This window comes from Streptomyces sp. NPDC047841, from assembly GCF_040704085.1.
Taxonomy (GTDB): domain Bacteria; phylum Actinomycetota; class Actinomycetes; order Streptomycetales; family Streptomycetaceae; genus Streptomyces; species Streptomyces argyrophylli.
Genome location: NZ_JBEYRP010000028.1, coordinates 14092 through 36058 on the forward strand (window position 1 = coordinate 14092; position 21967 = coordinate 36058).

General features: G+C 68.9%; 18 protein-coding genes and 1 CRISPR repeat array. Of the genes, 6 read left to right on the top strand and 12 right to left on the bottom strand.

Annotated features, from left to right (window positions below; all coding sequences use genetic code 11):
* The first annotated feature begins 8 nt into the window (after positions 1-8).
* From AB0947_RS34605 to AB0947_RS34620, 4 genes are all read left to right on the top strand, one after another.
* Positions 9-1826 carry a non-ribosomal peptide synthetase gene (locus AB0947_RS34605; protein WP_366754338.1) on the top strand — a complete coding sequence of 606 codons (1818 nt, stop codon included), beginning with the start codon at positions 9-11 and terminating at the stop codon, positions 1824-1826.
* A gap of 47 nt (positions 1827-1873) precedes the next feature.
* Entirely contained in the window at positions 1874-3550 is a 1677-nt protein-coding gene (locus AB0947_RS34610; protein WP_366754339.1) for a PhpK family radical SAM P-methyltransferase, read from the top strand.
* 74 nt (positions 3551-3624) lie between these two features.
* Complete coding sequence (locus AB0947_RS34615; RefSeq protein ID WP_366754340.1) at positions 3625-6990, top strand: amino acid adenylation domain-containing protein; 3366 nt, start codon at positions 3625-3627, stop codon at positions 6988-6990.
* Entirely contained in the window at positions 6987-8264 is a 1278-nt protein-coding gene (locus tag AB0947_RS34620) for an MFS transporter (RefSeq protein ID WP_366754341.1), read from the top strand. The genes AB0947_RS34615 and AB0947_RS34620 overlap by 4 nt, the downstream gene beginning before the upstream one ends.
* A 66-nt stretch (positions 8265-8330) precedes the next feature.
* Here AB0947_RS34620 and AB0947_RS34625 read toward each other — a convergent pair whose 3' ends face one another.
* A complete protein-coding gene (locus AB0947_RS34625) occupies positions 8331-9068 on the bottom strand; it encodes a response regulator transcription factor (protein WP_366754342.1) in 738 nt (245 codons plus the stop codon).
* Between the two features lie 61 nt (positions 9069-9129).
* Complete coding sequence (locus AB0947_RS34630; protein ID WP_366754343.1) at positions 9130-9327, bottom strand: hypothetical protein; 198 nt, start codon at positions 9325-9327, stop codon at positions 9130-9132.
* 315 nt (positions 9328-9642) lie between these two features.
* On the opposite strand from AB0947_RS34630, the gene AB0947_RS34635 reads away from it, so the two are divergent.
* Both AB0947_RS34635 and AB0947_RS34640 read left to right on the top strand, forming a co-directional pair.
* Entirely contained in the window at positions 9643-10614 is a 972-nt protein-coding gene (locus AB0947_RS34635) for a LuxR C-terminal-related transcriptional regulator (protein WP_366754412.1), read from the top strand.
* A gap of 259 nt (positions 10615-10873) precedes the next feature.
* The gene (locus tag AB0947_RS34640; protein ID WP_366754344.1) at positions 10874-11221 is read left to right on the top strand and encodes a peptidase inhibitor family I36 protein; all 348 of its coding nucleotides are present in this window, start codon (positions 10874-10876) and stop codon (positions 11219-11221) included.
* 319 nt (positions 11222-11540) lie between these two features.
* Here the strand turns inward: AB0947_RS34640 and AB0947_RS34645 are convergent, their stop codons facing one another.
* The 10 genes from AB0947_RS34645 to AB0947_RS34690 form a co-directional block, all read right to left on the bottom strand.
* Positions 11541-12062, bottom strand: a complete 522-nt coding sequence (locus AB0947_RS34645) for a lamin tail domain-containing protein (RefSeq protein ID WP_366754345.1) — start codon at positions 12060-12062, stop codon at positions 11541-11543.
* Positions 12063-12579: 517 nt separating this feature from the next.
* Positions 12580-12672: a hypothetical protein gene (locus AB0947_RS34650; protein ID WP_366754346.1), complete on the bottom strand. Its 93-nt coding sequence runs from the start codon at positions 12670-12672 to the stop codon at positions 12580-12582.
* Between the two features lie 176 nt (positions 12673-12848).
* Positions 12849-12980 (bottom strand): hypothetical protein, encoded by a 132-nt coding sequence (locus AB0947_RS34655; protein WP_366754347.1) that lies wholly within the window; start codon positions 12978-12980, stop codon positions 12849-12851.
* Between the two features lie 70 nt (positions 12981-13050).
* Entirely contained in the window at positions 13051-13374 is a 324-nt protein-coding gene (locus tag AB0947_RS34660) for a hypothetical protein (RefSeq protein ID WP_366754348.1), read from the bottom strand.
* A 51-nt stretch (positions 13375-13425) separates the two neighbouring features.
* On the bottom strand, positions 13426-14058 hold the full coding sequence (locus tag AB0947_RS34665) for a M15 family metallopeptidase (RefSeq protein ID WP_366754349.1): 633 nt from the start codon (positions 14056-14058) through the stop codon (positions 13426-13428).
* A gap of 937 nt (positions 14059-14995) precedes the next feature.
* On the bottom strand, positions 14996-15382 hold the full coding sequence (locus AB0947_RS34670; RefSeq protein ID WP_366754350.1) for a DUF6009 family protein: 387 nt from the start codon (positions 15380-15382) through the stop codon (positions 14996-14998).
* Positions 15383-15512: 130 nt separating this feature from the next.
* Positions 15513-17063, bottom strand: coding sequence for a phage/plasmid primase, P4 family (locus tag AB0947_RS34675; protein ID WP_366754351.1), 1551 nt, complete (start codon positions 17061-17063; stop codon positions 15513-15515).
* Positions 17064-18451: 1388 nt separating this feature from the next.
* Positions 18452-18724 carry a hypothetical protein gene (locus tag AB0947_RS34680; RefSeq protein ID WP_366754352.1) on the bottom strand — a complete coding sequence of 91 codons (273 nt, stop codon included), beginning with the start codon at positions 18722-18724 and terminating at the stop codon, positions 18452-18454.
* Positions 18724-18957, bottom strand: a complete 234-nt coding sequence (locus AB0947_RS34685) for a hypothetical protein (RefSeq protein ID WP_366754353.1) — start codon at positions 18955-18957, stop codon at positions 18724-18726. The genes AB0947_RS34680 and AB0947_RS34685 overlap by 1 nt, the downstream gene beginning before the upstream one ends.
* 216 nt (positions 18958-19173) lie before the next feature.
* Positions 19174-20547: an MFS transporter gene (locus tag AB0947_RS34690; protein ID WP_366754354.1), complete on the bottom strand. Its 1374-nt coding sequence runs from the start codon at positions 20545-20547 to the stop codon at positions 19174-19176.
* 186 nt (positions 20548-20733) lie between these two features.
* Positions 20734-21440: a CRISPR direct-repeat array (repeat unit 29 nt; unit sequence GTGCTCCCCGCGCCCGCGGGGATGGTCCC).
* Positions 21441-21967: the final 527 nt, after the last annotated feature.

The window sequence follows — 21967 nt, forward strand, 5'->3', positions numbered from 1 at the left end:
GCACAGTGATGGAATCGACCGACGCGGCGGCCGGAGCGCGGCTGGACCGCCTTCTGCGGCGGCAGTGGGAGCGTGAACCGGACCTGCCCGCGCTCATCCACGGCGACGTCGTCGTCACGGCGGGCGAACTCGAAGACCGTGTCCTGGCGCTGGCCGCAGCACTGCGCGACCGGGGCGTGGTCGACGGCGACCGGGTCGCGGTCTACCAGCCGCGCTCCATCGAGTTCGTGGTGTCCGTCCTCGCCGTCGTATTCGCCGGTGCCGCCCATGTCGCCTTCGACGTGGGCGACCCGCCCGAACGAACCCGGCACGAGATCGAGGACTGCGCCCCGCGCCTGGTCATCACTTCTCCGCACGGCGCGGCCCGGCTCGACCCGCCGGTGCCGGTCCTGTCCTTGGACGGCCGCGGGCTGCCGCCACCACGCACTCCGCGGCCGGACACCGACGGCGCACCGGACGCACCCGCGGTCGTGCTGTTCACCTCCGGCTCCACCGGCCGCCCCAAGGCCTCCGTCATCAGTCACGCCGCGGTGGCCTCCCGGATGACGGCCTTCCAGAGCGGCCACCCAATAGGACCCGGTGACCGCGTCCTGCACCACACCACCTGCACCTTCGACCTGTATCTCGCCGAGCTGTACTGGCCTCTGCTGGCCGGCGCGGCCGTGGTGATCGCCGAACCGGGACGCCAGCGCGACGCCGCCCACCTGGCCCGGCTGATCCGTGACGCCCACGTCACGACGCTCTGCTGCGTGCCGTCGCTGCTGGAGCTGTTCCTCCTCGACCGCGACGACGACGAACGCTACGACGGCCTCAAGTACGTCATCGTCGGTGGCGAGGCCCTCCCTCCCGACCTGGTCCGGCGCTTCCACGCGCGCTCCACGGCCTCGCTGACCAACATCTACGGGCCCAGTGAGTGCACCGTCTTCGCCACCGCCTGGACCTGCCCGCGCGACCCGGATCCGGAGCTGGTGCTCATCGGCCGGCCAATACCCGACACGACCGTGCACCTCCTCGACGAGAACCGTCGGCCGGTCCCCGACGGACAGCCGGGAGAGATCTACATCGGCGGCGTGGGAGTGGCCGACGGATACCTGGGCCGTCCGGAACTGACGGCTCAGCGGTTCGTCTCCGGCGTTCCCGGCACCGAGGGCCGCCTGTACCGCACCGGGGACCTGGCCCGCCGCCACGCGGACGGCGCACTGGAGTTCCTGGGGCGTATCGACCACCAGGTCAAGATCCGTGGGGTGCGGGTCGAGAGCGGGGAGATCGAGGCGACGGCGCTGCGGTGTCCCGGGGTGCGCCAGGCCGCCGTGGTCGCCGCGGGCGACGGCGGCGACAAACGGCTGTACGCCTACGTCGTACCGGAGCCGGACGCGGATCGGACGGCGCTGCCCGGCAAAGTACGTGATCACCTGGGGAAATGGCTCCCGCAGGCCATGCTGCCCTCCGCCGTCGCCGTCCTCGACGCGCTGCCCCTGACCCAGAACGGCAAGCTGGACCGGGGGCTGCTGTCGCAACGTGCCCTGGCCGAACGCCCGGCGCCGCCCGTGCCGCTTCCGGCGGCCACCGACCTGTCCACCCCCGAGCGCATGGAGGATCTGGTGTCCGGGATCTGGCAGGCCGTACTGGGTGTGGCCCGGCTCGCCCCGGACGAGGACTTCTTCGACATCGGGGGAGACTCCTTCCGCGCGGTACAGGTCATGGACGCCGTCCGGGCCGCGCTCGGCCGCAAGGTTCCTCTCGACGTCCTGCTGCGCCGGCCGACCGTACAGACGTTCTCGGCCGGGCTGCTGGCCCTGACCAAGAACGAAGAGCCCGCGCGCTGACCCCCTTCCGCTCGCGTTCGCCCGCCCGAAGAGACCGGAGCTCAGTCATGGCCACCACTTCCACCCTGGACTGCCTGATCATCGGCTACAACGACGTACCGTTCTCACAGCAGTGGAACCGGGTCAGCAGCCGCGGCGCACGGGATCCCGAGCGCCTGATGTTCATGCGCGACCATCTGCTGTTCGACGGTGAACGGCTGCCGTACATGGACGTGATGAACAAGGTCCTGCACCGCGCGGGAAAGCTGGACGAAAACGTCTACATACACGGCGGCGAGACACCCAACCTCGCCGCTCACTACCTGGCCAACTACCTCATCAAACGCGGCTTCTCCGCTGAGTGCACCAGTCTCTTCGGCTGCGAGCAGGACCGCATCCGCGACATCCTCCAGACCAGGCGCCCCCGCGCCGTGGCGATCACCACCACGTACTACATCATCCCGAACCCGGTCGTGGAGATCACCCGCTTCATCCGCGAGCTGCTGCCCGAGACGACGATCGTGGTGGGCGGTCCCCTGGTCGGCAACCTGCTCAAGGACCTGGAGAAGGACGAACTCTCCGAGGTGCTGACGTGGATGGACGCCGACGTCTACATCAACGAGTCCCAAGGAGAGTGGACCCTCACCCAGGTCGCCGCGGCGCTGCGCGACGGCGGCGACCTGAAGGACGTACCGAACCTGCTGCTGCCCACCGGCGCCGGTGACTACGCACTCACCCGCATCAAGGCCGAGGCCAACGTGCTGGACGAGTGCGCCGTGGACTGGTCCGTGTTCGGCGACGGCCTCGGCCCGACCGTGCACACCCGCACCGCACGCAGCTGTGCCTTCAAGTGCAGCTTCTGCGACTACCCGGTACGTGCGGGCGCGTTGACGCTGGCCAGTGTGGAGACCGTGGAACGGGAACTGCGACAGCTCGACCGGATGGGCGTCAAGCAGATGGTGTTCATCGATGACACCTTCAACGTGCCCGGGCCCCGGTTCAAGGAGTTGTGCCGGATGATGGCGCGCAATGACTTCGGATTTCAGTGGTACTCCTTCTTCCGCGCCGGCACGGCCCGTGACGAGGAGACCTACAATCTGATGGCGGAGAGCAAGTGCCGCGCGGTTTTCCTCGGCATCGAGGCCGGCGACGACGGGATCCTGCGCAACATGTCGAAGGTGGCCACGCTTGACCGCTACCGGCTCGGCATCGAACGGCTGCACGCGCGGGGCATCGACACCTTCGCCTCGTTCATCTCCGGGTTCCCCGGTGAGACCGAGAAGACCGTCCAGAACACCATCGACTTCATCAACGAGGTCGGGCCGACCTTCTGGCGCACCGAGCCCTGGTGGTACAACCACCGTGCGCCGGTGCAGAAGCAGGCGGCCGAGTTCGGGCTCTCCGGACGGGAGTACGACTGGCGGCACAACACCATGGACATCAACGGTGCGGTGGACGCCTGCAACGCCCTGTTCGACCAGGTGACCAACTCACTGTGGATGCCGGGGTACAACTTCGACTTCTGGGCGCTTCCCTACCTGCTGGGCAAGGGCCTCCAGATGCCGGACATCATCGAGTTCCACCGGCTGGCCCGGCAGATCATGGAGTTCAACGACCGCCCGGGTGCCGGTCCGGCACCCGAGATCGTCGACCGGATGTACCACGTCTTCGACAACGCGCCGCGCATCACCGGAAAGTACCGTCCGCCCGCGGGACGGGAGGCCGTGCCCGCGATGGCGGCCTGAGCGACGCGGGCCGCGCCTCGCGCAACGCCCCCTTTCCGACCTTCCGCAGCGCCAGACCACGAGGATGGAACCGCATGACCGCGCCCCAAGACCTGCTCACTCCGGGGCTGTCCCCCGGAACGTCGTCCGAGACCGCCGGCGTGCACGACGTCTTCGCCCGGCGTGCACGGGAGCATCCCGCCGCGACCGCCGTCGTCACGGTGTCGGCCTCCGGCACCGACGGGGCCGGCACCGGACAGCTCACGTTCGCCGAACTCGACGCTCTCGCCGACCGCTTGGCACACCGGCTGGTCGCGCTGGGCGTCGGCGCCGAGTCCCGGGTGGGTGTCTGTCTCGAGCCGTCCGAACGGCTGGCGGTGGCCATGCTCGGCATCATGAAGGCGGGCGCGGCCTTCGTGCCGCTCGACCCCGACTATCCCGCCGCCCGGCTGAGCCACCTGCTGGAGCACTCCGGCGCGGCCGTGGTCGTCGCACAACCGGAGACGGCGGCGCGGCTCCCGGACGGCAACGCCGAACTCCTGCTGCTGGACGCCGGATTGACAGAGCTGGCCGGTGTGCCCGCGCTGCCGCCGCGGGGGGAGACCGACCCGGACAGCCTGGCGTGCGTCATCTACACCTCAGGTTCCACCGGCGCGCCCAAGGGTGTGCTGATCACCCACCGTGGTCTCACCAACCTCGCGCAGGCCGCGGCCGGCACCTTCGGTCTCGGGCCCGGTCACCGGTTCCTGCAGCTCGCCTCCGTCAGCTTCTCCGCCGCCCTGGAGGAGATCTTTCCCGCCCTGCTCAGCGGGGCGACGCTGCTCATGGCCGGCTATCAACGGGCGCTTCCGACCGTCCGCCACTTCCTGGGGGTCCTGGAGCGGTACGAGGTCACCGGCTTCGAGATCACCACGGCCTACTGGCACCAGCTGGCCGACGAACTCACCGAGTCCGGACAGCGCCTGCCCGACACGGTCCGCTTCGTGGTGATGGGAGGCGACCGGGTGCGGCCCGACCGGGTGCTGGCCTGGCGCGAGTCCAGGATCCCGCTGATCCATGTCTACGGACCCACCGAGTCGACCGCCACCGCCACCTACCACCACTCGGGCCGCACCGTGCCTCGCGCGGACGGACTGCTGCCGATCGGCACCGCCATCGACAACACCGACGTACGGCTCCTGGACGGCACGCTGCTTCCCGTGGCCAAGGGCGACGCCGGCGAGGTGTTCGTCGCGGGTGACGCCCTGGCCCGCGGCTACCACCGGGCGCCCGGCGAGACCGCGGCTCGCTTCCTGCCCGACCCCTACGGTCCTGCCGGCAGCCGTATGTACCGCACCGGTGACATGGCGCGGCTGCTCCCGGACGGCCAGCTGGAATTCCTGGGCCGCACGGACAACCAGGTGAAGATCCGCGGCTTCCGGGTCGAACCCGGCGAGATCGAGGCGGTACTTCAGCAGCATCCCGCCGTGCGACAGGCCCTGGTCACCGTGGAACGGCGCGAGGACGGCAGCGAGAGCGCCGTCCTGCGGGCCCACGTCACACCGGCCCCCGGAGAGCGCCCGGCCCAGCCGGACGACCCCCGCGCCGCTCAACTGCACGACTACCTGGCCGGGCTGCTTCCCGCCTACATGATCCCGGCCACCGTCACCGTCCTGGACGCGATACCGCTCACCGCGCACGGCAAGGTCGACTTCGCGGCGCTGTCCTCCCCGGCACCGGGCGACACGGACGGCACGGCGGCCGGCCGGCCGCCCAGCCCGGGCACGGAGGCGGACCTGGCCGCGGTCTGGCAATCGGTGCTCAAGCTCGACCACGTCGCCGCGGACGACGAGTTCCTCGCCCTCGGCGGCAACTCGCTGCAGGCGGTGAAGATCGCGGCACGGCTGCACCGCGAACTCGGCATCGACATCCTCCCGAACGACCTGCTGGCGTCCCGGACGGTCGCCCAGCTCGCCGCCCTCATCGACGGCAAGCGACCTGACGGGCAACAAGCCTCGCAAGCGGCGCAGTTGGCCAAAGAGGTCGAGACCCGCGAGATGGCCCAATGGGCCCGCAGACGCGCCGCCGTCGAGGCCTCCCTCGCCCGGTACTCCGACGGCCGTCGCGCCGCACCGATCTCACCGACCCAGCAGGGCCTGTACATGCTCAGCCAGCTCGCACGGGACATCCCGCTGTACAACGAGGCCTGGCAGTGCAGGCTGACCGGACCGCTGGACCACGACGCGTTCGACCGCGCCATCCAGGAGATCGCCCGACGACACGAGTCGCTGCGCACCTCCTTCGGCCTCCTAGGCGGCAGCCCCGTCCAGTTGGTCGCCGCAAACACGGACATCCCCGTCCGGTACGCCGACGTGTCGGCCCGGCCGCACGACGTGCCGGCACTGCGCGAAGCGGAGATACGCCAACCGATCGACCCGAGCGTGCCTCCGTTGCTGCGCGTCCTCATCCTGTCCCTGTCACCGACCGAGCACATCGCCGTGTTCACCGCTCACCACCTCGTTGTCGACTTCGTGTCCGTGGACGTCTTCATGGACGAACTCGCCGCCTGCTACTCGGCCTTCCGCGCCGACCGCGAACCGGACCTGTCGCCGCCCGCGCTCCAGTACGGCAACTACGCCCTGTGGCAGCGCGACCACCTGCGGGGCGACAACCTGGACCGGCTGGTCGACTACTGGCGCGGCCGGCTCGCAGATCCGGAGCCCCGGCCTGTGGACCTCGGCTTCGACCGTCCCGTACCGGAGCCCGCCGACTACCGCGGCCGGCGCCTGGCGGTGGACCTGCCCGCCGCCCTGCGGGAAGCCGTCCACACGCTGGCCAGGCGCGAGGGCGTCACCCCGTTCATGGTGCTGCTCACCTGCCTTTACTCGCTGCTGCACCTCCGTTCGGGCAGCGACGACCTGTGTGTGGGCTCGCCGGTCGCCAACAGGGAGGGTCCGCTCACCGACCGGCTGATCGGCTGCGTCAGCAACACCGTCGTCCTGCGCCAGCAGGTGCCCGCAAACGTCAGCTTCCGCGACCTTCTGGCCACGGTGCGCGACACCTGCCTCGGCGCCTACACACACCAGGCGCTGCCGTTCGACCAGTTGGTGGAGAAGCTGGGCCCGCGCCGGTACCCCGGTCGCAGTCCCTACTTCCAGGTGCTGTTCGCGCTGGAGGACGCGAAGGCGCTGGAGCGCTCCTTCGGGGGACTGACCCTCGACCAGAACGTGATTCTGCCGACCGGATACGCGAAGTTCGAGCTGGCCTTCGTGCTCGAGGATCACGGCGACCGGCTGGAATTGGGCCTGACCTACCGCACGAGCCTGTTCGACGAGACCATGGCGCGTGACCTCGCCTCGGCGTACGAACGGCTGCTCACCCAGTACACCACCAACCCGGACCGGCCCGTCCCGGCCGGAACCGATGCCGCGGACACCCGCGGCCGACGCACCCCTCTCAGCAACACCGTGGAGAAACCATGACGACCGACGCAACCGATGCGCCGGAACGGCCGGCTCCGGACCGGCCGGTGGCCGAACTGATCAGGAACGCCGCCTACTGGCGGTGGGTGGCCGCCACCATGCTGTACCGGATCCCTCCCATCATGGCTCCGTTAGCCCTGGTCCTGGCCAGCACGCACTACACCGGCGGCCCCGCCGTGGGCGGCATGCTGGTCGGCTTCACAACGGTGCCCTGCATCCTGGTCGCGCCACTGTTCAGTCGCCTGTTGGAGCGGCTGGGCCGCGAACGGTGGACGCCACGGGTCCTGGCCGTGGGCGGTGTCGGTCGGCTCGCGGTGGCCGGCGGCTTTGTCGTGCACGCACCGGTGTGGACCCTGTTCGTCGCGTCCCTCATCGGCAACATGGCCACCTTCGGGGTCGGCGGCGCCATAAGGACCCTGCTGCGCACCACGGTGCCCCAGCGGCTCATCGGCTCCGCGTTGTCGCTCGACGCGGTTCTCGTCGAACTCATCGTCATTGGAGCACCCTTCGTAGTGGTCCTGTGCGCCCTGGCCGGTCCCGCGTACGCCCTCGCCGCCATGGGCGCCGCCATGCTGGCCGACGCGCTGCTGCTGTGGCCGAAGCCGTCCGGCAAAGCCGCTGTCGAGGTCGCGAATGAGACCACCGGCAAGGCGAAGGAGGACGGCGAAATCGCAGCCGGCCTCCCGGACTCGGTCGGTGTCTGGCGCAACCCGGCCTTCCTGTTCTGGGCGCTGGTGACGATGGCCTTCGGACACTTCCTGGGCACCGCCGAAGTGGGCGCCCTGCCCCGGGTGACCCTCGACGGCGGCGGTACCACCGAGGCCGCCGTCCTCACGGCAGTGCTGGGCGGGGCCAGCGCCCTGGCCGGGCTCGTCTACGCCTGGTACGCGACTCGGATCGGGATCGGGCTCACGGTGCGGGCCGTCATCCTGCTGCTCACGATGACGGCAGCCACACTGGTCATCGCCACCGTCTCGGGCTGGTGGGGCCTGGTGGCGGGCTTCGCGCTCCTCGGTCTGTGCGCCGCACCGCTGAACTCGGTGATGACGGAAGCACCCGGGTACGTGGTCCCGCAGTCCCGGATGTCCGAGGCCTTCACCGTCCTCGTGGCCACGCAGAGCATCGGATACTCCTTCGCCGGCGCGCTCCTCGCCGGTGTCAGCGTCCATCAGATGCTGCTGCTCGGCCCGGCGACCGCAATCGTGGCGCTGGCCGCCGCCGTCCTGCTGCGACCTGCTCGGGCAGCGGCCGCCCTGACCGACGCCGCACACTAGCTCTTCCAAGACCGAACCGGTGGCCCGCCCTGGGGACGGACCACCGGTCGTCATCGCCGTGCGTGTTCAGCTCGGCGGCCGCAGGGCCGGACGCCTGTTCGCGTAGCTGTGGCCCAGCAGTACCGCCTCGGTACGGGTGCGCAGGTTGAGCTTGGTGAGGATGTGGTACACGTGGCTGCGGACCGTGGCCTCCTGGACATGCAGTCGACGGGCGATGGCGGTGTTGGTGATGCCGTGCCCCAGGGCTTCCAGAACCTCCAGTTCACGCTCGGTCAGCGCGTCCTCGACCTGGGACAGCGACAGATGTTCGCGCCGGATCCCGTCCGCCATCCAGGCCACCAGGACCTCGGCGATGGAGGCGGACAGATAGGTGCGCCCCCTGTGTGCCTCCAGGACGGCGGGACCGAGGTCACGCTGACTGGTGTTGCGGTCCACGAAGCCCCGGAACGCGTGCTTCACCGCCTTGCGCAGCGTGGCAGCGTCGTCCGGCTGCATCAAGGCCACCACGGCCGGCCTCCGACCGTTCAGCGCGTGATCTTGCAGTGACGTTTCTGCCCTGTCCTTGAGGCAGGCGCCACCGACGAGCAGCACATCGGGCCGTGTCTGCAAGGCGCGGCTGGGCGCCTGGCTCGCCGAGCCGAAGTCGGCAACGATCTCGATCTGTGCGTAGGAGTCGAGGATCGCCCGGATCCCGGCCCGCAGAATCGGGTCTTCCTCCAAAATGACCAGCCGGACGGGCTGGTCCGTCGCGCGGGGCGTGAAACCGGTGCGGGGAGGTGCGGTCTGACCCTCCGTCGAGGTCACGGTGAGCTCCTTGGGACTCATGGCGCGGTCTCGTGATGTCCGGGGCGGGCGGATTTCCTGGTCAGAGCCACTTGACAACGTTATCCGAAGTCAGAGCGGACTGCGCGGTCCGGCTGGAGCCGTGCAGGGACGAGACCGATCCCCTGGAGTCCCAGCCGATGCCGTCTCCCGTCGGGGTGTCGGAGGCCGCCCTTCCGACGGCTGAGAGGGAAGCGACGGCGAGGATGGCAGCGGCCACGAGGCCCGTGATCTTGGACATGCGAAATACTCCTCGTTCACGATGCGGCAGGGATCAAGACAATCCCGAGAGGGACGATCCCTCGCTTCTGGTGGGTCGGGGATCGATCCGTCTGGTGCGGCGGTCGCCGGCGATCAGCAGTCTGGCCGACGGGCCGATGCCGATGGAATACCCACCTGGTGGCACCTCCGTGCCGAGGCACCTAGGTGCCACGTCCCTGGTCAGCCCACTTCAGGCCAACTCGCCTAGGTTGAAACGAGTCCTGCTTGGGCACAATCAGCGCACGGCGTGCGGAACGGGGGAGGGAACAAGACAGGAGAAAAACGCGCGGTGACGATGTTAGCTGTTCTGGGCCTCAGCTCGACGGCCGAAGCGGTATACATGAGGTTGGCGGGCCGGTCGCAGTCACGGTCCGTAGAACTCGCAGAAGCACTCGGCCTCAAGGAAGACGAGATCTCTGCCGCACTCGCGGAACTGGCCGAATTGTCTCTCGTCCGCCCGTCGAGAGAAGACCCAGCGAGCGTCCGCGCGGTGAGCGTATCGGTCGCCCTCACCAAGTTGATACGCGACCAGGAAGCGCAACTGGCCCAAACCATCCAGGAGTTAGCTGCCATGAGGGCGGCGGTGGTGGAAGCCGCAGCGTCCCTGGGCCTCGCGTACGACCACACGGAACGACTGATCGGCATCGACGCCATCGAGACGAAACTCGAGATCCTCGCCCAGGAGGTCAAGGACGAATGTCTCGCGGTGCTCCCCGGCGGCGCGCAGTCCCAGGCGAGCCTCAACGCCTCCCGCCCTCTCGACGAGGAAGCGCTGAGACGGGGAATCACCCTGTGCAACCTCTATCAGGACACCATGCGCTACGACGAGCCGACGCGTACCTACGCGGAGTGGCTGGTCGAGCAGGGGGGACAGGTACGCACCGCCCCCGTGCTACCACCCCGCATGCTGATCTTCGACCGGAGGGTCGCTGTCGTGCCGATGGATCCGGACAACTCCCTTGCCGGCGCGCTCATCACGCGCGAACCCGGCATCGTCGCCACTCTGGTCGCGACGTACCAGTTGGCATGGACCGCCGCCGTCCCGTACAGCAGAGGCCAGAACATGCACGAGGACCACGGTCTGACGGAGATCCAGCACAAGCTGCTGACCCTACTGGCCCAGGGCATGACGGACGAGGCCGTCGCCAAGCGACTGGGAATCGGACTGCGCACGGTACGCCGGCAGATGTCCGCCATCATGGATCGCCTCGGCGCACAGAGCCGATTCGAAGCAGGAATGAAGGTGGCGCGGAACAGTTGGCTGTGACACTGCCGGCTCACCCCGCGGTCCTCAGGCCAAGAACGAGGCTAGGGACGGACGAGGCCGGAGACAACCACGATTGTGCTGAGCCGACGTCAATGGAACGCTGATGACGGAGGCCCCGGACGGCAACCGGCGGCACCCGGTCCTCCAGCGGCAGCGGACACCCCGGTGAACGGGGCCGTCGAAGAAACCGGCTTCCGTGCCGAGACGGGGGTGCCGCGCGAGGCCTGTTCATGGCCGGGCGAGTCTGCCGACATGAAGCATGGCCGCCGGCCGCATGGCGGGCGCGGCCGGTCGCCATCTCGGTCAGATCGCTTGCCCGCGCGGGTTCGTCTGCATCTACCCCGACATCAACTTCAACGGCCAGCCCTACGTCAAACGCGCCGTCGACGGCTCGGTGCGGCACCTGCCAGACTACATCCGCGGCAAGGGCAGCTCCATCATCAACAACAGCAGCCGCACCGCGCGCGTCTACCAGAAGGACAACTATTTCGGCCGGCACGTCTGCGTCGGACGGGAGGGCGGCACCATCAGCGACCTGCGTTCCTACCAGCTCAACGACACCACTCACAGCCTGCGCAATAACGACACACCCTGCGGCGCCTCGTAACCCCCTGAACGCGTCCACCCGACTGCCGGCCGGCCCGCCGGAAAGCCCTCGGACTCGGCGCCCGACCTGCGCCGGTGCAACCGCCTGGCCCGCAGGCCGGCCCCATGGCCCCGGCACAGGATCCGCGCCCCGGCCAGTCCGGCCGCGGCACCCTCGGGCGCCGGCCCCGGAACGCGACGCGCGCAGGAATAGGGTGGGACGGCTACTGCACCCGGCTGACCCTGATAGGCGCGTAAGGAGGGTGGGCCGCCCCCGCACGAGGCGACCCACCGTGGACACGCCTGTCTTGCGGGCCGGCGTCATCTACCGCCGCATGAGGTCAGTTGCGGTGTCCTTCGCGGTGGTCACCGCTGTGACGCCGGTCGTCGTCGCGGTGATCGCGGTGACCCCAGGAGGCCTCGTCGACAAACCGGTCGCGGTCGTTGCGCAGGGTCGCGGTGTCGGAGTGGTTGTCCCACACGTACGCCCGCCGGTCCTGGTACACGTCCGACCTGGTGTCACGGCCGATGCCGGTGTGGACGCGGACGGTGGCGCGGCCGTTCAGCCGGTAGTAGTCGAAGGTGTAGGGGTGGCCGTCCTCGTCGGAGAGGGTCCAGCCGCCCAGGTTCACCGCCCGCCGCGAGTCGTTGGTCAGCTCCACCCACTCCCCGTTCAGCGAGCGGTTGGAACGGTCGTCCCGGCCCGGGGAGTCGTACTGCACATCGCTGATGTACACCACCGCGCGGTACTGGCGGCCGTGGCGGTGATCGTCGGCCGACGCCGGCAACGCCACCGCCCCCACCACCGCAGCAGCCACACCGGCGACGGCGGTCACACGACGGACGGAAGAAGAAACGGACACGAAGGTCCCCCTTCAAGGTGCGCACACCCAACCGAACCCGCGGCATCGAAGCCACGGTTCAGCCCGGTGCGTTGTGCTGGTGCGCAGCCGGTCGGCCGCACACCCACACCTTCCGGCCCGCGCCTCGAACCGTGAGGGATCGACGAAGCTCGTTACAGATTGAGCAGATTTCTGTAACACTCACCTGCAATGACCACTGATCGGCTGAATCGGGCAGACCGGTGAGGCATCGGATGCCGGACCCTTGGCACTACCGGCCTTCAAGCGACGCATCGCCGGGCTGCGCCACCCCACCGCGACGAGCGCACTCACCCGAAAGTGAGTAACAGCCCGGCCCGCCGATCGGGCCGCCGGACCGGTCGCTGGATGCGGCGGCGACTCGTTCTGAACGCGGGGAGCACGACGCGTGAGCCGTACGTCTGGTGGGGCTTTGCAGCAGTCGGCAGACAGTCGCCGCGCCGTCGGTCCAGGATTACTGGCCCACCCCCGTGGGGGTGGCCAATCGGTCTGCGGCGTCTCAGCAGTTCGCGCTGTAGCGGATGCATTCGGATGGCGGGGCGTGCCTGTGGTCCCACTCGTGCTGCGCGGCCGTCAGCGATCCGGCCGCCAAGAGAGCAACCAGCAGGTGGGCCGATCACCGTTTCAGCGGGCCTGGAAGATCGCGGCAAGACTGCCAGGATGAGTACGGCAACCAGCAGCACCCGTACCCGCGCGATGTGGGCGAGGTCGACGGCGTCGATCCGTGCTTGCTCGCCCTTGCGCTGCCCATACCTGAAGACCATGGCCCTATATCCAGTCCAGCACCATCCAGGCGGCCTCGAACAGCAACAGCGGGATGGCGAAGGCAAGGTCCACACCTGGGTGTGTTCGGTGCCACCAAGGGCGCCGGCGTTCCGGGACTGCAAAGGCGTCGGTCATGGGTGCAGGGTGCCGCCGTCGGCGGGGATACGCGTGAGTACCCGTACTCAGCCTCTTCTTTGCTGGCGGGTCACACTGTCTCGTGGTCCAGGAGGGTCAGCCCTTCGATGGATTCCAGGCGGGCCTGCAGGGCTGGATGGGGCGAGGGTGTGGTGGTGAGCAACAGCACTGGAACCGAGGGGTGGTGCGGGGCATAGAGGTCGTCTTCCTCGTCGTCGCCGGGGATCGGGTTGGGCTGGATCTCGATCCGCTCGTTGCAGGTGCCGGCGAGGTGGTAGACGCCCCGGTAGTCGCTGTCGCGCTCGGTGAAGACCAGCCCCAGGCGGTCGCCGACGAGCCGGACCAACTCGCTCACGGTGTGGGTGCTGGTGCCGTAGGTGTGGTGATCGGTCATGGTGCGCCAGAGCCTATGCCGCAGCGTCGTCGGAGGGCGTCCGCAGGGGAGTCATACGGGTCCGTAGACGGCGGCGGGGGCTCCGGTGATAAGTGCCCAGTAGCGGTCCCCGTAGGACCAATGCCACCACTCGCTCGGATAGTTGACGAAACCCTCCTCCCGCAGACACCAGGCCATCAGATCGCGGTTGTCACGCGCGGTCGACGACAGGCCCGCAGCATCAAAAGGACACCACCGCTCGTCGCCCGTGCGGTGTCCGTTCACCGCGCCGCCCATGTCCAGTTCCGCGCCATCGGCCTCGACAAGCGTGAGGTCCACAGCCGCGCCGGCACAGTGCGGGGCCACCTCCACCGGAGAGACGAACGCGCTGGCCCGGCGCCGAAGCTCTGCGGGGTCACTGACGCCCGCGCGGCGCAGGCGGTCCTCATAGAGTGCGAACCGACGAGCCTGCTCGATCGGGCTGCGATGGCCCTCGATCACAAGGAATCTGATGCCGGCAGGAAGCCCCTCGGAGGCTGCGCGCAGGCGTGCGAGCACGCCGGTCCTGACACGTCCGTACGCTCCGTGCTCGTCGCGTTCTCGCGGATCCAGCATGACGGTCGTAGCCGTGGCGATCTCCGCCAGAGGCTCACCGCAGTCCGACACCGGAATATCGATCACTCGCGGATCACTCAGCAAGATCATGCCGAGCGAGACTAGCGCCTGCACCCCACCGCTACCCGACCAGAGTAAGTCAGGCCCGAACAGAGCCGCAACAGCGCTCGTCCATGGTTCACCACGGTGACCGTACCCGAGATCCCCGCCGCTCTCACAGCGCCTTCCATGGCGGCCTGTCCTCCACCAGCGCGAAGTTGCCGCCCTCCGTGGCTGGGTTGCCGGGCTCGGCACGGCCGCGCCCCGCCTGGTCGCCGCCAATACGGAGCTGCGGGCCGTCGTGCTCACCGCGGTGGGGCCAGTCCCTGCACGGCGCCACGTACCCGCCCAAGGAGCAGCGCCGGATCTTCCGCCGCATCGGCCAGCTCGCGGCGGCCATCCACACCAGTGCCCCGGCCCGGCCGGCCGGCGGCACGCTGCCCTGGGGAAGCTGGAGCGGTACCTGGATAGAGCTCGGCCCCCAACTCCTCGGGAGGCTCCGTGGGAGCCGGGAGCGGCGCCACCGCTCTCTGCAATGACGGCACGTACTCCATGCCGCACACCACCGGGGCGGCTCCTACCGTGGAGGCGTAGCCGTCTTCTACAGGCAATACGCCAAGAGAGCCCGCCGCCGAATGGGAGGTGGCACGGCAGGGGCCGAAGCATGGCGGCACGAACGTGGCGCGTGGTAGATCGTTCCGCGTCGCGGCCCTTGGAGGCCTCATGCGCCTCGATCGGCAGCCCCGCCACCGCCGCGAAACAGGGACCGTCTGCGGGCGGGGCGGAGTGAAAGCGGGTGCTGTCGCGTGCCGTACTGGCGCGCGGCAGCAGGTCGGGCGATGGGTGTCAGGCAGCCACGGGACTGACGGGACTGACAATTCGGTATTCGCGTCCGTCCAGGCCGCAGCATCCCGTGGCCAGTTCTCAGCTATGTGGATGCGTCGGTCCCGTCAGTCCCGTGTCACGCAGTCGTACTGACTGTCGTCGTCTACCGGCTGGCTGCTGCTATCTCTGCCGCCTGGCCTTTCTGCGAGCGCAGTGTCTTGGCGCCGACTTTGCCTGGCTCGATGGTGCGGGGGTCGACGGCTTCCCCTGGGGCGCCTACGGCGTACGGCCCGTGAGGCTGCTTGTCGCGGTCGTGAGGCAAGAGGAAGAACGAGCGGCGGGCGAACAGTCCGGAGTCGGGATCGCTGGCGGCGCCCGCCTGGAGGTTGGTATAGCCGACGAGCCGACCATCGCGCGAGTATCGGGGCTTGCCCTTGCGCGTGGGCACCTTGTCCAGGGCCTGCCGGACGTAGTCGAGATTGTCCGGGTCCTCGAGCCAGACCACATCGGCTTCGTCGGTGAGCTGGCTGTCTTGCAGCATCGAGCTCATGGCCGCAGCCCCTCCTGTCCCGTAAGCCGGCCTCTGGCCGGCTCATGCGGCGCACTCACCGCTGGTCGTCTGATTCTGGCAATTATCGCAAGAGTCCGGGGCAAGGGGCCGTCGGGCTCTGTCCGGAGCGTCATTCGCCGGGTTCTGTCCCGGTGGCAAGGAGGGCCAGGCCGGGGTAGAGCTTGCGGTCGTTGTTCTTGATCATCTCGGCCGGGGAGGCCAGGCCGAGTTCCTGGCGGATGCGGCTGGCGAAGGCGCGGCTCGTGGCGGGACGGATCCCTTCGTCGGAGCACCAGCGTCCGTAGGTCTCGTACAGGAGCTTCTGTTCGACGCGCAGCTCGGGATTGGGCTGGCCGCCTTCGCCCTTGGTGCAGCGCTCGGCGATGAACCGACCGATGTGGTCCTCGGTCTTCTCGTAGGCTTCGGTGGCCAGCCGTACGCTAGCCGGTCCGTGCAGCGGGTCCCTGGTGGCAAGGTATTTCTGCGCGCCCTGGATGAGCCAGTTCAGGATACCGGGGCCTTCATCCCGGACGAGTTCCTGAGCGAGGTTATCGATCTTGAGTTCGTCGGGAACTTTCCGTTCGAAGGGGATGATCCTCATACGGCGCCAGAAGGCGTAGCCGCCGGTGCCGACCTCGGGCCGGTGGTTTCCCAGGAGCCACAGCTTGTGCGTGGGCCGGAAAGTAAAGAAGTCCTGGCGCATGCGGCGGGCCGTGATGGTGTCGCCGCCGGTGAGCAGCTTGACGCGGGCCTCGTTGAACTTGTCATTCGGTTTGAGTTCGGAGCACACGACGATGCGCCGGCCGTGCAGTTCGGTCAGCTCGGTGCTGTGCTCGGTGAACTTGCCCTTCTCCATCAGGAAGCCGGGCGGCGCTGCGTTGGCGTAGTCGCCGAGGACCTGCATCATCACCTCAAGTAGCACGGACTTGCCGTTAGCTCCGGACCCGTACAGGAAGGGCAGGATCTGAGCACCTACGTCACCGGTGACGGAGTAGCCGAGCAGCAGGTGCAGGAACGTGATCGTCTCCTGGCCCTTGGCGTCGTCACCGAAGGTGTCGCGCAGGAAGCCGCGCCAACGGGGCAGAGGCATGTCCTCTGGGCCGACGGTCGTGGCGCGGGAGTGCATGTCCGTCAGAGGGTCAGGCTTTCGCAGCTCGCCAGTCCGCAGGTCAACAACGCCGCCCGGGGTGCACAGGGCGTACATGTCCCCGTCCATGGAGTCCGGGTCAAGGCTGAGTCCCGGGGCGGCCTGCGCCTGCTGAAGCAGGGCCTTGACACCCGACGTTGACTGGGTGCGGCGCCGGTGCGCGGCTACTTCGCGGTCGCTGAAAAGCCCATGCGGATCGGTGCGGGGCATCTGCTCGGCCATGTCACCGGCCGCCCACATCGCGCCCTTTTCCCCTCCGGTGCGCTTCCACCGGTACTGGTCCCACGAGTACCAGCCCAGGCCTTCCACGTGCCGGAAGCGGTCGCTGTACAGACGCGCGAACAGTTTGGCGTTACCTCGGTCGGTCAGCTCGTCGGGCAGCAGGCCTGCCGGGGGGACTCGTCGGAGGCCCTCACTTCCTGCCTGCGCTGGCAGAAGCGTCTGGTCTCCGTGCAGGCCGAGGTCGAGAGTCGTCTGGCGGATCTGTTCGGCGGCGGCCACGGCATCGAAGCGTGCCGGCTCGGCACTGCTCATGAGCGTCCCTTGTGAAAGCCCGCGTCGAGAGGACCAGTAGGTACAACAAGAGCGGTACGCATGGTCCTGCGGGGCTCGTGCATGCCTCGGCCGCACCGGACTTCTCTGGGTCCTGACGAGCCTGCCGCAAACTGGCCGGGCACTCGAGTGTCCTTGTCCTCGCTGGTCTTCTTCATTCCGCATCAACTGCGCGGACACTGAGTCACCTGTCCAGTGGCCCCTGGAGACGGGGCCAACGGGACTGACGGGACTGAAGTATCCGCTTGCGATCAGAGGCTAGCGCACACCCCGTCATCGCAGCACACGCAACATCCTGTGTTGAACGTTCAGTCCCGTCAGCCCCGTAGAGCCGGAGTCCAACGGCAAGGAGAACACCTGGTCGGGGGCTAGCGTTGTGCTGAGTCCCGCTTCGATCCCGCGCACAAAAGGGCAGGTCAGGGGCTGCGTCCCTGGTTCCACGGGACTGACGGGACTCAAAGTCCCATATATGAGCTGCATAGCAGTAGTCGTACTACAGAAGTACGTACGCGCGCATACGCGCGCGCCTGATCTACATAACCTGCGTGCTGAGTCCCGTCAGTCCCGTTGACAGACCCTGAAGGGCTCTGACCAGCGATTTTTCCTCGCGGGACTGAAACAGGATCCACGCAAGGATAGAGTCCCGTAAACGACGGGCGAGCGAGCCGTCGGCCGTCAGGTCCTGGTACCTGGTGCCGCAGCCGGTCATCTCCCCCCAGCAGGCCACCACCTGGTCGGCCGCGCGCACCAGGCGCCGACCTCATCCGCTCCGCCAGTTTTCGGCGGGCGCGAGGCTGTGCTTCAGCCAGGCGGTGAGTGCATCGATAACCTCCGTTTCGGCCTGGGCGAGGCGGCAGGCGAACTTCAGCTCGCCGTCGGCGGCCGGGTCGGCGTTTTTGCCCCGGTCGGTCGGCGAGGGCCTGCGTCAGCCAGCCGTCGGCGACCGGGTGGTAGTTGCCGCGGTGGACCCAACCGTCGCGGCCGGCTTCGTCTCCCAGCTACAACTTTGGCTTCGCCCACTACCTGGACATGGCGGCCGGGGCGTACGAGGTCGCGCCCTGCCCGTGGTGACCGCCTTCGAGGCGATGAAGGGCGCGTACGAGGTCGCCCGTTGCGAGGGCAGCGAGGACGTCGACGTGTACTTGGAGTGCGCGGTGCAGGCGCGTTCGCGTCTGGGTGGTGTGCGCCGGCGGCAGCGGGAGCAGCTGGGTAGGCGACCGTCTGCTGCACGGTGAGGCCGGCTTTGCTGCACGAGCAGCACCCGTGTGTCGGCCGGACCGTGCGAATGCTGCGCTGCCTCCGAAGCCACGATGCAGCATCCGGGCAGCGCGACCAGGAGCACGAGCAACACCCGGAACAGCGGGCGGCTGCTACACCTCAATGAAGGCCACGACCACCACAGTCTTCAACGCCGTCACCCAGTACACGAGACGGACGCGTTCGACGTCGTCGACGTAGTGGCGCAGCCGCGGCCCGCTGCTGTCGCCGGGGAGCGGTTCGCCGGCCTCTGGGTCGACGGAGATGACAACCAGGGCGCGGTCCAGGGCGTGCAGCTCGGCTTCGCTGGTGATGGCGTCCAGTTGCTTGGCAGCGAAGTCGGAGAAGGCGATCCGAGCGCGTCGCGGGCCGTGCGGTGCGGGCATCAGGCGACGGCCGGGCGCTGGGCGGCGAGCCGGGCGAGGTGAGCCTCGCGCAGCTCCTCCCACGGCATGCAGTCCTCCACCGCAGGCAGGCCGTTGGCCGCGATGTCCTCCAGGACGGAGGCGAGCTGATCGGCGCTCTCGCGGGTCCGGGCCGCGTACGCGCGCAGCCCGTCGGCGGCGGCGGGCTCCAGCTGCTGCCGGGCGTGGTCGGCGGGTGCCGGCTGTTCGCTCATCGAGGGCTCCAGGGGCAGAACTGGCGTCTCTCTCCACGGTATCGGCCGCCTCGGGTGCTGGGGACCACTCCCGACGAACCGGGCCGTGATTCATTCAGAACGGACTTCGTGGACCTTGCTGCTCGGACCGGCCTTGGCCCGCCAGTTCTCGAGCCACGTTCGCAACTGCCCTGCGGCCAGATCGCCGGACGGTCTAGCGGCCCTGGCCTCTTGTCATCAACCGGTTTCAGTGGCTGCATCATGAGCCTCATCAGTGTCGCGGAGGGACATCTCCTGGGCTTCAGGGTGGGCGGCCATCGGCGGCGCGTCGTGTGAGGCCGGAAGCTCCCGTCCCAGGCGTGCGAGCGGGGACAGAGCCATCACCGCTGGGGACAGCAGCATGCCTGCGGCCGTCACCAGGAGACTGGTGCGCAGCCCCCACTCCTCCGCGAGAAATCCGCCGACCAGAGAACCGAGCGGGGTCATCCCCATGCCGACAAACGTGATGGTCGCGGCCACGCGGCCTTGCATCCCGTCCGGAGTGACAGCCTGCCGGACGGCCATGACCGTGACATTCACCAACTGGCCGCCGCACCCGAACACGAAGCCGACCGCAAGGAGCGCGAGAACCGTCACCGTGGCAGGGCCGTGCAGCGCGGGCACGTACAGGAACACGCCGTCGCCGAGTGCCGCCGCGCACACGAGCACCGCGCCATGACCGAATCGGCTCGGCAGGCGGGCGGCCAGCAGCGAGCCTAGGAGCGCTCCCGGTCCCGCCGCCGTGAGCGCCAGCCCGACGACGGTGCCCGACAGGTGCAGGTCCCGCGGCAGGAAGAGCAGATAGACGGTCATCACGGCCGCGAAGGAGAACTGGAAGACTGCCGAGGCCAGGCATACGGTCCGAAGCACAGCATCGCTGGCGACGAAACGCAGGCCCTCATGAATCCGCTGCCAGATTCGAGGGGAGTGTTCCGGGCGCTCCGGGATCGATTCGGCTCGGCGGATCCGCCGGATCGACAGGAACGACAGCGCGAAAAACAGCGCGCTGGAGGTGGCGGCAATCGGCGCCGACAACAGAGACACCAACGCACCGCCGAGAGCGGGACCGCCGATCTGCGCCGCGGACCGGCTGCCCTCGAGCGCGCTGTTGCCCTGCACCAGTTGGTCGCGTTTCACCAGTCGCACGAGAGACGCCTGGTATGCCACGTCGAAGAACACTGACAGAGCCCCGACAGCGAAGGCGAGCGCAAGCAGGGTGGGCAGCCCGAGCCAGCCGAAGAGGCTGGCCATGGCAGCGGCGCCCAGGGCCAGGGCCCGACCGACATCCGTGAGTACCATCGTCGTGCAGGTCCGCCACCTGTCCACCCACGCGCCGACGAAGAGCGAGAGCAACAGGATCGGCGCCTGCCCCACTGCGCGAAGGACGCCCAGCTGGCCAGGACTGGCGTTGAGCGTCAGGACGGCGAAGAGCGGCAGAATCACCAGACTTGCCTGTTCACCGAGTTGGGAGGCTGTCTGGCCCATCCAGAGTCTGCGGAAGTCTGCGTTCCGCCACAGGCTTGACGGAACAGGTCGACCGGAATCGGACACAGCGGAGGAAGCGGACGGCACGGGAATCCCTTGTGTTGCCGACAACGAGGCCCGCCACCGAGCACACGAAAGGTGCACCTACGGTTCGGGCAGGGAAAGGCTCGCTATGCCGCAACATCAAGGGCAGCACGCGATGACAGGCCGGTCACGGCCAACAACGTCAACGCGCGCTCGTAACACCGACCATGACTTGGCCAATCCCGCCGAGTGCTCCCCGTGCGTGCGGGGATGGTCCCATCCAGCGCAAGCTGGTGGTCACCTTGCCCGGGTGCTCCCCGAGCGTGCGGGGATGGCCCCGACCGCGGCGTGCCGCAGACGGTCGGCGGTGTGTGCTCCCCGCGCCCGCAGGGAGGTCCCAAGCGCGAGCACGCACAGACGTTCTCCAGGAGGTGCTCCCCGCGCGCCACGCAAGTGCTCCCCGCGCCCGCGGGGATGGTCCCGTGCCCAACGCGGCCGACGCCCCGGGCATTCAGTGCTCCCCGCGCCCGCGGGGATGGTCCCCCGGACACCGCCGCCCGGGCCGCGGTCAACCGGTGCTCCCCGCGCCCGCGGGGATGGTCCCGGGGCCGGGTCGGGTCCCACCGTGCTCAGCCTGTGCTCCCCGCGCTCGCGGGGATGGTCCCACGTACTCCATGGCGGTGACGGCCGACGGTGGGTGCTCCCCGCGCCCGCGGGGATGGTCCCCGGCGGAGCCGGGCGGCCTTGATCGAGTAGAGGTGCTCCCCGCGCCCGCGGGGAGGCCGGCGTGCCGGATGCTCTGCCGAAGTGCTCCCCGCGCCCGCGGGGATAGTCCCGGGATGCTGTAGTGGGCTGATTAGCCGGTCCAGTGCTTCCCGCGCATGCAGGGATGGGTCCACCGCCCCCCACCGCGAGGCAGCCGCCGAAGTGCTCCCCGCGCGTGCGGGGATGGTCCCGTCTCCCCTGTACCGGGGTTCTTGTCGCATTGATGGTGACCGCAGTCCGTCTCGGAAGCACGTTTTGGGTGGTATGCCGGAGTCGGCGAAAGTCATGGAAGAGGAGCCGATGGCAGGGTAAGAATGCAGGTCAGTGAGTGTGCTCCCCGCGCGTGCGGGGATGGTCCCAGCACACCGGCCAGCACATCGAACGGGTCGTCGTGCTCCTCGCGCGTGCGGGGATGGTCCCGACTGGAGGACGGCGGCCTCAGCGACGGTGATGTGCTCCCCGCGCGTGCGGGGATGGTCCCCGCATGGTGCTCATGGCCATGCGCCGGCTCGGGTGCTCCCCGCGCCCGCGGGGATGGTCCCCTCCGCGCCGAGTACAAGCGGCACCGGCTCACGTGCTCCCCGCGCCCGCGGGGATGGTCCCATGCACGTCCGGGGCGGTTACCGTCCTGCGGTGTGCTCCCCGCGCGTGCGGGGATAGCCCCGGCCGCCAAGCCTCGACGCTTGAGCCGCGTCCGCTCACGCCTGTGAGGGCTGCC